Annotated in this window: 9 protein-coding genes; 6 read left to right on the top strand and 3 right to left on the bottom strand. The window is 72.0% G+C overall.

What is annotated here, in order from left to right; all coding sequences use genetic code 11:
• Positions 1-85 precede the first annotated feature (85 nt).
• Positions 86-652 carry a Dps family protein gene (locus tag FKV25_RS09730; protein WP_141518606.1) on the bottom strand — a complete coding sequence of 189 codons (567 nt, stop codon included), beginning with the start codon at positions 650-652 and terminating at the stop codon, positions 86-88.
• A gap of 83 nt (positions 653-735) precedes the next feature.
• On the opposite strand from FKV25_RS09730, the gene hrpA reads away from it, so the two are divergent.
• Positions 736-4,707: an ATP-dependent RNA helicase HrpA gene (gene hrpA, locus FKV25_RS09725; RefSeq protein WP_141518605.1), complete on the top strand. Its 3,972-nt coding sequence runs from the start codon at positions 736-738 to the stop codon at positions 4,705-4,707.
• Positions 4,708-4,736: 29 nt separating this feature from the next.
• Here the strand turns inward: hrpA and FKV25_RS09720 are convergent, their stop codons facing one another.
• Positions 4,737-5,267 carry a hypothetical protein gene (locus FKV25_RS09720; protein ID WP_211345409.1) on the bottom strand — a complete coding sequence of 177 codons (531 nt, stop codon included), beginning with the start codon at positions 5,265-5,267 and terminating at the stop codon, positions 4,737-4,739.
• Between the two features lie 82 nt (positions 5,268-5,349).
• Between FKV25_RS09720 and FKV25_RS09715 the strand changes: the two genes are divergently transcribed.
• Positions 5,350-7,488, top strand: coding sequence for a RelA/SpoT family protein (locus tag FKV25_RS09715; protein WP_141518603.1), 2,139 nt, complete (start codon positions 5,350-5,352; stop codon positions 7,486-7,488).
• A gap of 64 nt (positions 7,489-7,552) precedes the next feature.
• The gene (locus FKV25_RS09710) at positions 7,553-9,163 is read left to right on the top strand and encodes a hypothetical protein (RefSeq protein ID WP_246072040.1); all 1,611 of its coding nucleotides are present in this window, start codon (positions 7,553-7,555) and stop codon (positions 9,161-9,163) included.
• Here FKV25_RS09710 and FKV25_RS09705 read toward each other — a convergent pair.
• Positions 9,160-11,280, bottom strand: a complete 2,121-nt coding sequence (locus FKV25_RS09705; RefSeq protein WP_141518602.1) for a glycosyltransferase — start codon at positions 11,278-11,280, stop codon at positions 9,160-9,162. The two genes, FKV25_RS09710 and FKV25_RS09705, sit on opposite strands and share 4 nt — an antisense overlap.
• 118 nt (positions 11,281-11,398) lie before the next feature.
• Here FKV25_RS09705 and mrcB point away from each other — a divergent pair, with 118 nt between their 5' ends.
• The 3 genes from mrcB to FKV25_RS09690 form a co-directional block, all read left to right on the top strand.
• On the top strand, positions 11,399-13,804 hold the full coding sequence (mrcB, locus tag FKV25_RS09700) for a penicillin-binding protein 1B (RefSeq protein ID WP_141518601.1): 2,406 nt from the start codon (positions 11,399-11,401) through the stop codon (positions 13,802-13,804).
• Positions 13,801-14,352 carry a hypothetical protein gene (locus tag FKV25_RS16585; protein ID WP_141518600.1) on the top strand — a complete coding sequence of 184 codons (552 nt, stop codon included), beginning with the start codon at positions 13,801-13,803 and terminating at the stop codon, positions 14,350-14,352. Before mrcB ends, FKV25_RS16585 begins: the two co-directional genes overlap by 4 nt.
• Positions 14,353-14,359: 7 nt before the next feature.
• The coding region (locus FKV25_RS09690) for an ATP-dependent DNA helicase (RefSeq protein WP_141518599.1) at positions 14,360-15,419 on the top strand (1,060 nt) is incomplete at its 3' end.

The raw sequence follows: 15,419 nt of genomic DNA, 5'->3' as shown, positions 1-15,419 counted from the left end.
GGGCGCGGGGATCGGGTGCGCATTGTGCAGTGCGCGGGCTTCGCAAAGCGAAGCCCGCGGTCGCCAGACGCGCAGCGTTGCGACTTCACTGCAGCAGCGAGCGCAGCATCCAGGCGGTCTTCTCATGGACCTGCAGGCGTTGGGTCATCAGGTCGACGGTGGGATCGTCGCCCGCGCTCTCGGCAGTCTTGAGGGTCTTGCGCGCGGTGCGGCAGACGGCTTCGTTGCCGACGGTGAGCTGGCGCACCATTTCCTTCCAGTCGGCCGCGTCGGTCAGGCCCGGTTCCTCGGGGATCGAGGACAGGCGGGTGAACTCGGCGTAGGAGCCCGGCGCGTTGAAGCCCAGGGCGCGGATGCGCTCGGCGACCTCGTCGAGCGCCGTCCACTGCTCGGTGTACTGGCCCTCGAACATCACGTGCAGCGCGTTGAACATCGGACCGGTGACGTTCCAGTGGAAATTGTGGGTCTTCAGGTAGAGCGTGTAGGCGTCGGCGAGGAAGTGGGACAGGCCGTCGGAGACCTTCTTGCGGTCGCTGGCCGAAATGCCGATGTCGATCGCGGGCGCGCTGGAACCCGGCGCCGGGGATGCGGCGGGCTTGGGGGCCTTGCTCGAGGCCTTCTTGGCCGGCTTGGAGGTCTTGGACTTGGCCATGCGGTTTCTCCTTTGCGAGGGGTTGGGGCGACAATGGCCGCCCCGGTTCGCCATGTTGAAAGTGACAGCGGTTCAAACAACAGATGGAGTCTAGCGATCGAAATGCAAACGCCGCGTCACGGAAGGGACGCCGCGACGACGTGCATGGCAAGGCATTGCAGGCCGCCCGCCGCGCGATCGACGGCGGCCTGAGCCGCGATCGCGGCCGCCTGCATGGGCTGTGGTCGCGCTGGAAGGGCCGGCCCGCCGACGCGGGTGCTCAGGAAGCATTCACCCGGGCGCTGACCGAGTCGGTCGCGCGGCGCGAAGCGCGCGCGGCCTCGTTGCCGCGTGCGCCCGCCGATCCGTCGCTGCCGATCGGACGCGAGGCCGACCGCATCGTCGACCTCATCCGCAGGCACCCGGTCGTGGTCGTCGCCGGCGAGACCGGGTCGGGCAAGACGACCCAGTTGCCGAAGCTGTGCCTGGCCGCCGGGCGCGGTGCGGCGGGCATGATCGGCTGTACGCAGCCGCGCCGGATCGCCGCGCGCGCCGTCGCGCGCCGCGTGGCAGAAGAGCTGCAGGTACCGCTCGGCGGCGCGGTGGGCTACCAGGTGCGTTTCACCGAGAACGTCGGCGAGCAGACCGCGATCAAGTTCATGACCGACGGCATCCTGCTGGCCGAAATCCAGTCCGACCGCTGGCTGTCGCGCTACGACACGATCCTCATCGACGAAGCGCATGAGCGCAGCCTCAACATCGACTTCCTGCTTGGATACCTGAAGCAGCTGCTCGCCCGGCGCCCCGATCTCAAGGTGATCGTGACGTCCGCGACCATCGATACCTCCCGCTTCGCCGCGCATTTCGACGATGCCCCGGTGGTCGACGTCGAGGGCCGCAGCTATCCCGTCGAGGTGCGCTACCGTCCGCTGGAGGGCGAGGGCACCGAAGAGGACGGGCAGCGCGGCGAGCGCACCGTCACCGACGCGATCGTGGCCGCCTGCGACGAGATCACCCGCGAGGATCCGCGCGGCGACGTGCTGGTCTTCCTCCCGGGCGAGCGCGAGATCCGTGACGCGCACCAGGCGCTCGAGCGCCGCAAGTACCGCCACACCGAAGTCCTGCCCCTGTATGCGCGCCTGTCCGTCCGCGACCAGGACCGCGTGTTCAATCCCGGCACGCAGCGGCGCATCGTGCTGGCGACCAACGTCGCCGAGACCTCGCTGACGGTGCCGCGCATCCGCTACGTGGTCGATCCGGGCCTGGCCCGCGTCAAGCGCTACAGCCAGCGCGGCAAGCTCGACCGCCTGCACATCGAGCCGGTGAGCCAGGCCAGCGCCAACCAGCGCAAGGGCCGCTGCGGACGCATCGCCGAGGGCACCTGTTACCGCCTCTACTCGGAGGCGGACTTCGAGTCGCGCCCGCTCTATACCGACCCGGAGATCCTGCGCGCGGCGCTGGCCGGGGTGATCCTGCGCATGCTGGCCCTTGGCCTGGGCGACATCGAGGCATTTCCCTTCCTCGAGCCGCCGGAGCCGCGGGCGATCGCCGATGGCTGGCAGCAGCTCGCCGAGCTGGGGGCGGTCGACGACAGTCGCCGCCTGACGGCGACCGGCAAGCTGATGGCCCGTCTGCCGGTGGACGTGAAGCTGGCGCGCATGCTCATCGCCTCCAACGCGCACGGTTGCCTTCGCGAGATGCTGGCGATCGCCGCGTTCCTGGGCATCCAGGATCCGCGCGAACGACCCGCCGACCAGCGCGGCGCGGCGGACGCGGCGCATGCCCGCTTCGCCGATCCGAAGTCCGAGTTCGTCGGCATCCTCAAACTGTGGGATGCCTACCAGGCGGCCCACGAGGAGATGACGCAGTCTCGCCTGCGCAAGTGGTGCGAGACGAATTTCCTCGGGTTCCTGCGCATGCGCGAGTGGCGCGAGCTGCATCGCCAGCTCAAGCTGATGGCCGCCGACCTGGGCTGGCAGGTGCCGGCCCGCCGCGAGGATCTCGACGCCGGCGCCTACGCCACCCTGCATCGCGCGGTGCTGGCGGGCCTGCCCACCCAGGTCGCGCATCGCAACGACAAGGGCGTGTTCGAGGGGCCGCGCGGGCGGCGCTTCCAGTTGTTCCCGGGCTCGACGCTGGCCAGGAAGCCGCCGCCCTGGGTGCTCTCGGCCACCCTGCTCGACACCGAGCGGGTCTGGGCCCTGACCAACGCGGCGATCGAACCCGACTGGGTCATCGCCGAGTTGCCGCACCTGCTGGCCCGGCGCCAGCACGACCCGCGCTGGTCGCGCTCGCAGGGGCGGGTGGTCGGCAGCGAGCAGGTCAGCCTGTTCGGGCTGGTGCTCGCGCCGAAGAAGCCCATCCATTACGGCGCCCTGTTCCCGGAAGAGAGTCGCGCGATCTTCGCCCGCGACGCCCTGGTCAGCGGCGAGATCAACACGCGCAGCCCGTTCCTGGCGCGCAACCTCGCCACCCTGGCCAAGGCGCGCGAGGAAGAGGCCAAGCAACGGCGTGCCGGCATCGTCGTCGACGAGGACTGGATGGCGCGCTGGTACCTGGACCGCCTCCCCCCCGACGTTCACAACGCGCAGGCGCTCGATGCCTGGTACCGCAAGCTGCCTGCGGCCGGCAAGGCGGGGCTGGAGTGGTCGCTGGACGACCTCATGATCGGCGACGAGACCGACGCCGACCGGTTCCCGCCCTGGATCGCGCTGGGCGACGCCCGCCTGGCGGTCAAGTATCGCTTCGAACCCGGCGCGCCCGACGACGGCATGACCCTGGCGGTCCCCCTGCACCTGCTCAACGCGCTGGACCCGGTGCGACTGTCCTGGCTGGCGCCGGGCTTTGCCGTCGACAAGGCCGCGGCCCTCATCAAGTCCCTGCCCAAGACGCAGCGGCGCAATTTCGTGCCGGCGCCGGATTTCGCCCGGGCGTTCCACGAGGCCCATCCGGGGCCTGGAGGCGGGGATGCGTTCGAAGGCAGCCTGGCGCGCTTCCTGAAGAAACTCACCGGGGCCGAGGTCGCCGCCGTGGATTTCGACGTGGCCGCCCTTGAGCCACACCTGCGGATGAACCTGCGCCTGCTCGACCGCGATGGCCGGCGGGTGCTGGCCGAATCGCGCGACCTGGACGCGCTGCGTCGCGAATTCGGCGAACGGGCCGCGCGCGCGTTCGCCGAGCGCGCGGCGGACGGCCTGGCCCGCCAGGGCATGACCACGTTCCCGGAGGCCCCCATCCCGGTGTCCGTGCCCGGGGCTGGCGGCGTGCCGGCCTGGCCGGCGCTGCACGACGAGGGCGACAGCGTCTCGCTGCGGGTGCATGCCGAGCGCGACGTCGCCGAGACGGCGCATCCGGCGGGTGTGCGCCGCTTGCTCGCGCTGGCCAGCGCCGATCGCATGAAGCAGGCGCGCAAGCAGTTGCCGGTATCGGCGAAGACGGGCCTGCTTTACGCGGCCATCGAGGCCGCCGAGCCACGCGCGAGCGGCACCCGTGACGGCGACCGCCTGCGCCACGACCTGGTCGACGGCGCGTTCGCCGCGCTGGCGGGCGAGGGGCTCGACGCGATCCGCGACGTCGCCGCCTTCGACGCGCGCGCCGCCGAACTGGGCAAGGCCCTGTTCCCCGAAGCGGTCGAACGCCTGAAGCAGGCCGAGGCCATCCTCGCCGCGGTCGCCGAGGTCCGCGCGAACCTGGAGTCGCCGTTGATGGGCTGGGCGAGCGGCAACCTGGACGACATGCGCGCGCACCTGGCGGCCCTGACGCCGCCGGGCTTCCTGCGTGACGTCCCCGCCGCGACCCTGCGCGAGTATCCACGCTACCTCAAGGCGCTGGCCCTGCGCGGCGAGCGCGCGCTGCGTGATCCGACCCGCGACCAGGCGCGCATGCTCGAACTCAAGCCCTTCGTCGACGCCCTGCGCGACGCGCGCGAAGCCGGCATGGACCGGGACCCGGAATGGCAGGCCTTCGGCCGCGACCTGGAGGAGCTGCGCGTGTCGCTGTTCGCCCAGGAACTGGGCGCACGCGGCGGAGTGTCGCCGAAGAAGCTCGCGCAGCGGCTGGCCCAGCTACCGCGCTAGTCGCGCGGGGCAGGCCCCGCGCGACCGGGTCATTCCACCCGCGTGACCTTCGCGTGCTTGTTGTAGCCCTCGACGGTCATGTACCAGGTGTTGCCGACCAGGCTGGGCTTGATGGTCACGTTGGGATTGGGGTCGCGCGCACCGACCAGGGTCGCGTCGTCCACCTGCTCCCAGACCTGGCCGTTGTCGAGCGTGTAGCGGCGGCCCTTGCCGAAGCCACGGAATTCGCTGGTCATCCGGCCGGTGACGGGCTCGGTGGAGCCGAAGTTCAGGAAGCCGCGGTTGTCGTCCTCGACTTTCTTCTTGGCCGCGGCGGCCGCGGCGGTGGCGGCCGCGGTGGTCTCGGCGGTGATCTTGCGGCCGAGCCAGCGGTTGAGTTCGGCCAGCTCGCCGGCATCGAGCTTGTCCAGGCCCGCGGCCTTGAACTCGTCGGCGCTCATCTGCTGCTGGATGGGCGCCTGGGCGTCGGCTTGCTGTGCCCGGGCGTTCGTAACCGTCACCACAGGCAGCAGCGCCAACGCGCCGGCCAGGGCAAGTGTGCGAAGGTGGAAAGCAGGCATCATGGTGTTCCTCCAGGCAGTTGGCGCTAGTGTAGACGCCACCGGTCGAGACGACACCTCTCCCGTTTTCCCCCGCAGCCGCATGACCGCCACCGAACCGAAAGCCCTGCTTGCCGACCCGGCCCTCGGCGTGGTGCCCGCCGACGCGCGGGAGGCGCTCGCGCGGGCCTTCGAAGCCCCCGGCATCGACGAGGGCGCGCGCGATGCGCTGCCGGTGGTACGCGACATGCTCGACTCGCTGGCCCGGCTCGGCGCCGATGGCGACACCGTGCTGGCGACCCTGCTGCGGCAGTTCCCGGCGCTCCCGGCCAGGCTGGGCAAGGACTTCGAAGGCCGGCACCCGGCCGTGTTCGGCCTGCTCGAAGGCCAGCAGGCGGCGGCGCAGGTACGCGAGTTGCATGCGCAGCAGGCCAGTGGGGCCGGCAGCGAGGGCCTGCGGCGGCTGTTGCTGGCGATCGTGCGCGACCTGCGCGTGGTATCGATCCTGCTGGCCCGCCAGCTCGCGCGCATGCGCCACGCCACGGCCCTGCCCGATTCCGGGCGCCGCGCGCTGGCGCTGCTGACGCGCGACATCCACGCGCCCCTCGCCAACCGGCTCGGCATCTGGCAGCTGAAGTGGGAGCTCGAGGACCTGGCCTTCCGTTACCTGGAGCCGGACACCTACAAGCAGATCGCGCGCCTGCTCGACGAGAAACGCGGTGCCCGCGAGCGCTACATCGAGTCGGTCAAGCAGACCCTGCGCGAGGCGATGGCGGCGCAGGGCATCGAGGCGGACATCGCCGGACGCCCCAAGCACATCTTCAGCATCTGGAAGAAGATGCAGCGCAAGGACGCGCCGATCAGCGAGCTGTACGACCTGCGCGCGGTGCGCATCCTGGTCGGGGACGTCGCCGCCTGCTATGCCGCGCTGGGCATCGTGCATGCCCAGTGGGCGCCGGTGCCCAGCGAGTTCGACGACTACATCGCCCGGCCCAAGCGCAACGACTACCGGTCCCTGCATACCGCCGTGATCGGCCCGGAAGGCAAGACCCTCGAGGTGCAGATCCGCACCCACGAGATGCACCGGGCCGCGGAACTGGGCGTGGCCGCGCACTGGAAGTACAAGGAGTCCGGCAGCCAGGCCGCCGATGCCGCCTTCGACCGCAAGATCGCCTGGATGCGCACGCTGCTCGAGGCGCGCGACGACGAATCGCTGCTGGCCGGCGCGCTCGACAGCGAACTGGTCGAGGACCGGGTCTACGTGCTGACGCCCAAGGGCGAGGTGGTCGACCTGCCGGTCGGCGCCACGCCCCTTGACTTCGCCTACCAGGTGCACACCGAGGTCGGCCATCGTTGCCGGGGCGCCAAGGTCGACGGTCGCATCGTGCCGCTCGACCACAAGCTCGCGACCGGCGACCGGGTCGAGATCATGACGGCGCGGACCGGCGAGCCCCGGCGCGACTGGCTGATCGAATCCAATGGTTTCCTCGCCAGCAGTCGTTCGCGGCAGAAGGTCCGCACCTGGTTCCACAAGCTCGACCGCGCACGCAACGAGCAGGCCGGCAAGGACATGCTCGACCGCGAGCTGCGCCGGCTCGGCCTGCTGGGCGCGGACCTGGCGCCCGCCCGCGAGCGCTTCAGCGTGGCCCAAGACAGCGACCTCCATATCCAGGTGGCGCTGGGCGACCTGGGACCGCACCAGGTCGGCCGGGTCCTGCTCGAGCACGAGCGCGCCGAGACCGCGCCGCGTCCGCCGTCGCAGCCGGTTGCCGCGGCACCGCGCCGTCCGCGCGAGCGCAGCAGCGAATTCACGGTCGAAGGCGTGGGCAACGTCCTCACCCAGATGGCGCGTTGCTGCCAGCCGCTGCCGGGCGAGCCGATCGTCGGCTATCTCACCCGCGGCCGGGGGGTGAGCGTGCACCGACCGGGCTGTGCGACGTTCGCGCGGCTGGCCGCCTCGCATCCGCAGCGCGTGCTGCCGGTGGAGTGGGGGCGCGCGGGCAGCATGCACGAGATCGACGTGGAAATGCGCGCGATCGACCGCAAGTGGCTGCTCAAGGACGTCACCAACCTGGTCGCGCAGGACAACGTGAACGTCACCAGCATGCGCAGCGAACACGAGCGCGACGGCGCGCACGTGCGCCTGCACCTGCGGCTGAAGGTCGCTGATTTCGGCCAGCTGTCGACGGTGCTGGGCAAGCTTGCGGCCCTGCCGGGCGTGGAGCATGCGCGACGTGCGTGAAGGCGTGCGTAGCTGAAGCCTCGCTCAGGCATGGTGCTGGCGCAGCGACTATGCTGGATGCCCCATGGATCGTGACCCTCCAAGTGCCGCCCACGGGGGCGGGCCCCGCCGCGTCGAGCCGCGAATCGATGGCGGGCGCCTGGCGTCGATGCGCCTGCCGCGACCCGCGCCAGTGGAGGCGGGCAACGAGCGCCCGGCCTGGTGGTGGTGGGTGGTCGCCGCGCTGGGCGTGGCGATGCTGGCGCTCCTCGTCGTGCGCAAGCCATTGGCCGATCGGCTGTGGCCGGAGACGCGCGCGCAACAGTTGCGGCTGGATGCGGCCCAGGCCCTGGTCGAGGGTCGCCTGACCGCGCCCGACGGTAGCGGTGCGCGCGAACTCTACGAAGCCGCGCGGGCGCTCGAGCCCGATCGCCTCGAGGCCCGGGAGGGCCTGGCCAGGGTGGGCGAGGCGGCCCTGCGCCAGGCCGATGCCGCCGTCGATGCCGGGCACCCGGCCGAGGCCTGGCGGGCCCTCGAACTGGCCAGGCAGATGCACGTGCCGCGCGCGCGCCTGGACCAGGTGGAGGCGCGATTGCGCTTGCGCGAGATGGATGCAGCGGACGTCGACCAGTGGCTGGTCGGCGCGCACTCGGCCCGGGTGGCGGGGCAACTCGTCGGTACCGCCGATTCGGCCCTTCCCTTGTACGAGCGCGTGCTGGCCGTGCAGCCGGACCGGGTGGAAGCCCTTGAAGGCCGCGAGGACGCGTTGTCGGCCCTGGTCCGCCAGGCGTGGATGGCGATGGACGAGGGCGCCCTGGCACGGGCGGGCCGGCTCCTGCGCCTGGCGCGTGGCTACGACGCGGGCCATGTGGATCTGCCCGGTGCCCTGGCAGAACTGGCGCGCAGAGGCGAGCAGGTACAGCAGGACGCCGCGCGCGCCCTTGCCCAGCGTCGCTTGCCTCAGGCACAGGCGCTCTGGAGCGAACTGCTGGCCGCGGATCCGGCCCACGCGGCCGCCCGGCGGGGCCTGGACGAAGTCGCCGGCGCCTGGGCCGCGCGCGCGCGCCGGGAGGCCGCCGACTTCGACTTCCAGGCGGCCGAAGCCGCCTTGCGCGAGGCCCGGGCGACCGCGAACGTGCTCGGCTCCTCAAGCGTCGACCTGGACAAGGTCGAGCGCGACATCGCCGCCGCGCGCCAGGTCAGCCAGCGGGTGCAGGCCCCGGGCGGCGAGCGGCTTTCGCCTTCGGAGCGGGAGCGGCGGCTGGTCGACTGGCTGGAACGGGCCGAGGCCGCCCGGGCCCGCGGCGACCTGCTGACACCTCCGGGCGACAGCGCCTACGACCGGCTGGGCGCGGCCCGCGCCCTGGCCCCGGATGATCCCCGCGTGCGCGAGGCCACCGCGCGAATGTTGCCAACGGCGGTCGCCTGCTTCGACGATGCCCTGCGCGGCAACCAGTTGGTCGGGGCCGGGCGCTGCCTGGAGGCCAGTGCCGTGCTCGGGATGGACGGTGCGGCGCTGGCGACTGCGCGCGCACGACTGGCCCAGCGCTGGGTGGCGGTCGGCGACGAGCGCCTGGGCGCCGGCGAACTCGAGCGCGCGGATGCGGCGATCGACGCGGCGCGGGCGCTCGATCCCCGGGCCCCCGGGCTGGACGACCTGGCCCGTCGCTTGAGGGCCGCTTCGATCGAACCCTAGGGCCGCTGCGTCGGCTCGTCGCCGCGCAACAGCACGCGGCGCACGACGTCGCGGCCGGCGTCCAGCGAAAAGTGCCGTTCCACGTTCTGGCGCGCGTTTTCCGCCAGCTGCCGCCACAGGTGCTCGTCGCCATGCGCGCGCAGCACCGCCTCGGCGAAGGCAAGCGGGGTGTCGGCAACCAGGACGTCGTGGCCGTCGACCAGGTGCATGCCTTCCACCGCGCAGTGCGTGGCCACCACCGGTTGGCCATGCGCCATGCTCTGGTTGATCTTTCCCTTGACGCCGGCGCCGTAGCGCAAGGGAGCCACCGCGACCCGCGCGCCTTCCAGCCACGGTTCGAGGTCGGGCACGTGGCCGTGGACCTCGATGCCCTCGTGGCCGTGCAGGCGACGGATGGACGCGGGCACGTCGCCGCCGATGCAGTGGAAGCGCAGTGCCGGCGCCCGCGCGCGCAGCAGCGGCCAGACCTCGGCGGTGAACCAGAGCACGGCGTCCACGTTGGGCGGGTGGCGGAACCCGCCCACGAACATCACGTCCCGGCGCTCCGCGAAGGCCGGGCCCTGCTCGGGCAGGTGGTGCAGGTTCGAGAGGATATCGACGCGGGCGCCGGGTGCGTCGACCGCGAGGAGTTCGCGTTCCACCGCGCTGACCACCAGCGTCGCGTCGCTGCGGTGGACCAGCTCCAGTTCAAGTCGACGCGTGCGTTCGGCGGCACGGGCGAGCGCCGAATCGCCCGCCAGTTCGGCGCCGCGCCGTTCGCGGAGGTAATGCAGGTCGACCGTATCGAACACCACCCGGGCACGCGGGGCATGCAGGCGGAGCAGCGGCAGCATTTCCCGCATGACGTAGTGGCGGCAGACGATGACGGTGTCGAAGCGTGGGCCGTGTTCGCGCAGCCAGGCCGGGACGCTGCGCGCGAACGGGGCATGCCAGGCTTCGATGCCGGCGGCCTGTAGGCGCAGGGTGTGCACGCCGTCGTGCCGCAGGTCGGCCGGCAGGAACACCGGATGCGCGCCTTCCTCGCGCAGCAGCCGCATCAGGTTGAGCAGCCGGAGCGAGCCCGAGTCGTGGTCCGGATGCGGCGTCAGCGCGTCGATGACCAGGACCTGCGGCATGCGCGGCGGCAGGTGCGCGCGTTCGGCCGGGGTGCCGGCGGGGTGCTGGGCCGCCAACTGGGCCCGCCACTTCTCGACGAAGACCGGCTGGTTGCGCACCTGGTGGGCCTTCACGCCCGAGGTCGTGTCGGTGCCCGAGGTCGTGCCCTCGTCGTGCACGATCCGCGCCGCGGGCTGGTAGATCACCGCCAGGCCCTTCGCGCGGGTGGCGAACGCGAAGTCGGTGTCCTCGTAGTAGGCCGGCGCATAGCGGGTGTCGAAGCCGCCGAGGGCCAGGAAGTGCGCCCGGGGCGTGGCCAGCGCGGCACCGGAGCAGTAGTCCGCGGGCCGCAGGTGCGCGTAGCGCGGCGCGAAGGGCGATTCGAAGCGGCCGAGGTTCCAGCCGCTGCCATCGGAAAAGACGATGCCACCGGCCTCCTGGAGGCGGCCGTCGGGATACAGCAGCTGCCCGCCGACGATGCCGGTGCCCGGGTGCACGTCGAAGGTGTCGACCAGGGCGTCCAGCCAGCCTGGCTGGGGCACGGTGTCGTTGTTGAGGAATACCAGGTACTCGCCTCCGGCGATCGCGGCACCGTCGTTGCAGGCCGCGATGAAACCGCCGTTCTCCGCGCGCCGGTGGTAGAGGAGGCCTTCCACCTGCCGCAGCGCGGCCTCGGTGTCGTCGGTCGAGCCATCGTCCACCACGATCACCTCGCACGCGGTGGCCGGGGGGTGCGCGGCGATCGCCCGCAGGCAGGCCAGGGTATGCGCGAACTGGTTGTAGACCGGGATCACGATGCTAGCGCGGGGCTGGTCGCTGCAGGGCAGGGTGAAGGGCGCGAACGGGCCGGCCTCGGGCAGGAAGAGCTCGGGGCGCTGTTGCCGTGGGACACGCTGGAACTGCTTGAGCACGCGTTCCCACGAGGCGCGCAAGCCACGGGTACGCAGGCTCGCGAGGCCGCGACGGCACAGCCCGGTGATGCGGTCGATCTGGAAACGGATATCGGCGGCGCTCATGCGTATCCGTGCACTGGCATTGCTGAAGGAACTCCCATTGCGTGTCGGCGGCCTCGGCGGATGCAGGGTCGCGCTGCGCTAGACTCGCCGGAACGAGGGCGCCGCCCCGCCATTGTCCCACGCCGTGGCCCGAAACCCGCACAAGCCCGTTCCGTACGACGAAGACGAGATCGACGACGACAACAGTCCGCGCTGGCGCGGCCGGCTGGTGACCCTGGTCCTGGCCCTGGCAGCGCTGGGGCTGGGCTTCCTCGTCCCGTACATGATCTACCTGAACCACGAGGTCGGCGAGCGCTTCGGCCAGCTGCAGTGGCAGATCCCCACCCGGGTCTACGCCCGCCCGCTGCGCCTGGAGCCCGGCCTGCGCATGGATGCCGACACCCTTCGCACCGAGCTGGCGGCCGCGGCCTATCGCGAGGGCGACGGCCAGGCGCCGGGTACCTACCTGCACGACGGCAGCCGCTGGGTCATCGCCAGCCGCGGCTTCAACGACGTCGACGGCGCGGTGGCCGCCCGACGGGTCGAGCTGCGGCTCGCCTCGGGCCGCGTCACCCGCCTCGAGGGCGCCGACGGAGAGAAGGGTCTGGCGCAGGCCCGCCTCGATCCCGCCCGCATCGCCACGCTTTACGGCCAGAAGCAGGAGGAGCGGCGCCTGGTGCGCATCCAGGACGTGCCCGACCTCCTCGTGACCGGCCTGCAGGCAGTCGAGGACCGCGACTTCGCCCACCACCACGGCATCGACGTCGGCGGCATGATGCGCGCGGCCTGGGTGAACCTGCGCTCGGGTGCCGCCCGGCAGGGCGCCAGCACCCTGACCCAGCAGCTCGCGCGCAGCGGACTGCTCGGCATCGGCCGCGAGCAGACCTTCACCCGCAAGGGCAAGGAGATCCTCTACGCGATCCTGATCGAGTCGCGCTACGACAAGGGCACCATCCTCGAGGCCTACCTCAACCAGGTGTACCTGGGCCAGCGCGGCGCGCAGGCCGTGCACGGGGTCGCCGCGGGCGCCGAGTTCTGGTTCGGGCGCGACCTGAAGAACCTCAGCACCGAGCAGATCGCGCTGCTGGTCGGTATCGTCCGCGGCCCCTCCTATTACGACCCCCGACGGCACCCCGCGCGCGCGCTCGAGCGCCGGAACTTCGCGCTGGGGGAAATGCACGAGACCGGCCTGATCGACGATGCCGAATACAAGCGCGCGCTGGAGGCGCCACTGGGCATCAGCGAGACCCCCGGCAGCCTCTCGGCGAACCGCTTCCCCGCCTACATCGACCTGGTGCGGCGCCAACTCGCGCACGACTACCCGGCCGATGCCCTGGCCGGCGCCGGCCTGACGGTGATGAGCGGCATGTCGCCTTCCGCGCAGGCCTATGCCGAAGCGGCGGTCACCCGCGCACTGAAGGACCTGGGCAACGAGAAACGCCCACCGCTGGAGTCGGGGCTGGTGGTGACCGACGTCCACAACGGCGATGTCGTGGCCCTTGTCGGCAGCCGCGATTTCGCGACGCCTGGCTTCAATCGTGCAATCGAAGCCAGGCGCCCGGTCGGCTCGTTGATCAAGCCCTTCGTCAACCTGCTCGCCCTGGCCCAGCCCGGCCGCTGGTCGCTGGCCAGCTGGGTCGACGACTCGCCGGTCACGGTCGCCCTGGGCCGCGGTCGAACCTGGGAACCGGGCAATTCCGATGGTCGCAGCCACGGCACGGTGCGCCTGGTCGACGCCCTGGCCCATTCCTACAACCAGGCCACGGTGCGGATCGGCATGGCCGTTGACCCGGAGCGCATCGCCGCGTTGCTCAAGACGCTCGCCGGCATCGAGGCCCAGCCCAACCCCGCGCTGATCCTGGGCTCGCTGGACCAGAGCCCCTACGCGATGGCGCAGCTGTACCAGTTCCTCGCCTCGGACGGCGAAATCCAGCCGCTGCACGCGGTGCGCGGTGTCCTCGACGCCGACGGGCGTGCCCTCAACCGCTACGACAAGGCGCCGGCGCCGGCCCAGCCGGGCGACGCGGTCGCGGCGCGCTTGATCACCATTGCCCTGCAGCAGGCGGTCTCCGGCGGCACCGGCCGGCGCCTCGTCGCCGACGGGCTGGGCCATCTCGCCGCGGCCGGCAAGACCGGCACCAGCAACGACGGTCGCGACAGCTGGTTCGCGGGCTGGACCGGCGACCACCTCGCCGTCGTCTGGATGGGCAACGACCAGAACGAGGCCACCGGCCTGTATGGCGCCACCGGTGCGATGCGGGTCTGGTCGAACATCTTCCGCAACCTGCCCAGTGCCACGCTGAAGGTCAGCGACACCGGGCTGGACTGGGCCTGGGTGGTCGGATCGGCCAGTACGGACGCCAGTTGCGAGGGTGCGCGCCGATTCGCGTTCGTCGCCGGCCAGGCGCCGGCCTACGAGCCCTGCCCGCTGCCCGAGCCCGCGCCGGTCGAGGACAGCGGGCGCGGTGGCTGGCGCGAGTGGTTCGGTTTCGGCCGTGACCGCGATGACCAGGAAGCCGAGGCCGCGCGCGAGGAGGCGCCGACGCCATGAACCGTCGTGCCCCCATGCTGCCGGCTTCGAGCCTGGCGGCCATGATCCTCCTGCTGGCCGGCTGCGCCAGCCCGGCGCCGGTCCCGGACCCCGTTCCCGACTTCGACGCCGAGGCGGCGGTGGCCGCGATCCGCGCGACCGGCACGGCCAGCGGCGGCGAACTCGACGTGCAGCCACTGCGCGATCCCCAGGTCGCCGACCTGATGGCCGAGGCCGAAGCCCTGGAGGCGCAACGCCTCTACCGGGCCGCGGCCGAGCGACTCGACATGGCGCTTGGGATCGCCGCCGACGATCCGAACGTGCTCCAGCGCCGCGCCGAAGTGGCGCTGCTGCTCGATGAGCCGGACCAGGCCGAGCGTTATGCCCTGCTGGCGCAGGCGGCCGGGACCGAAGTGGGGCCGTTGTGCCGTCGACACTGGGAAACCGCGCTCCAGGCGCGCCGGGCCGGGTCGCGACCGCCGGACGACGCCGGCCTGCCGCGCGTCTCCGGCGAGGAAATGACCCGTCGGCGCGAAGCCTGTACCGTGGCGCCCCCGCCGCGCTACTGAGCTTTCGATGGACGACACTGCTCCCCCGGCCGCGTCAAGGCTGGCCCTGGCCGCGCGCGAAGCGCTGGAAGAAGGGGGACTGCTGGCCGCGAACATCGAGGCCTTCGCCCCGCGCCAGGCGCAGCAGGCGCTGGCGGCCGAGGTGGCCGGGGCGTTCCATTCCCGCGGCACGCTAATCGCGGAGGCCGGCACGGGCACCGGCAAGACCTTCGCCTACCTGGTCCCCGCATTGCTGTCGGGCATGAAGACCATCGTCTCCACCGGCACGCGCGCGTTGCAGGACCAGTTGTACCATCGCGACCTGCCGCGCGTGCGCGACGCGCTGGGCGTGGGCCTGAAGACCGCGCTCCTGAAGGGGCGCGCGAACTACCTGTGCCACCACCGGATGCACCTGGCCAAGGGCGAGCCGCGCTTCCACAGCCGCGAGATGGCCGCCCAGTTCCAGCGCATCGTGGCCTGGGCGGGGCGCACCCGCATGGGCGACCTGGCCGAAGTCGAGGGCCTGGGCGAAGAGTCGCCGCTGGTGCCGATGGTGACCTCGACCACCGACAACTGCCTGGGCAGCGACTGTCCCTTCTTCTCGGAGTGCTTCGTCGTCCAGGCGCGCCAGCGCGCACAGTCGGCCGACCTGGTGGTGGTCAACCACCACCTGCTGCTGGCCGACCTGGCGCTCAAGCAGGAAGGCTTCGGCGAGATCCTGCCCGGCGCGCAGGCCTTCGTGGTCGACGAGGCCCACCAGTTGCCCGACCTCGCCGCGCAGTTCTTCGGCGAGGCGCTGAGCGCGCGGCCGCTGGTCGAGCTGGCCCGGGACGCGATCGCCGAGTGCAAGGAGGTGCCCTCCGCCCTGGCCAGCCTGCAGGAACCGGCGCGCGAGCTCGAACAGGCCACCCGCGGCCTGCGCAGCGCGATGGACGACCTGCCGGTGCGTGGCACCCGCCAGCGCGCCGCCGAGCTGGAGGCCGCCGAGGCGGCGCTGGATGCCCTCGCGCACGCGCTGGCGACGATGCAGGCGGCACTCGAGCCTCTGGAGAGCGCCGCCCCGGGCTTCGAGGCCTGCCTGTTCCGTG

This window comes from Marilutibacter aestuarii, assembly GCF_006546775.1.
GTDB lineage: Bacteria > Pseudomonadota > Gammaproteobacteria > Xanthomonadales > Xanthomonadaceae > Marilutibacter > Marilutibacter aestuarii.
This window is presented reverse-complemented; position numbering and strand designations above follow the sequence as displayed.

Bases quoted from the DNA above. Each gene is read 5' to 3' on its own strand.
- FKV25_RS09730 (WP_141518606.1), bottom strand. From the start codon at position 652: ATGGCCAAGTCCAAGACCTCCAAGCCGGCCAAGAAGGCCTCGAGCAAG.
- hrpA (WP_141518605.1), top strand. From the start codon at position 736: ATGGAGTCTAGCGATCGAAATGCAAACGCCGCGTCACGGAAGGGACGC.
- FKV25_RS09720 (WP_211345409.1), bottom strand. From the start codon at position 5,267: ATGCCTGCTTTCCACCTTCGCACACTTGCCCTGGCCGGCGCGTTGGCG.
- FKV25_RS09715 (WP_141518603.1), top strand. From the start codon at position 5,350: ATGACCGCCACCGAACCGAAAGCCCTGCTTGCCGACCCGGCCCTCGGC.
- FKV25_RS09710 (WP_246072040.1), top strand. From the start codon at position 7,553: ATGGATCGTGACCCTCCAAGTGCCGCCCACGGGGGCGGGCCCCGCCGC.
- FKV25_RS16585 (WP_141518600.1), top strand. From the start codon at position 13,801: ATGAACCGTCGTGCCCCCATGCTGCCGGCTTCGAGCCTGGCGGCCATG.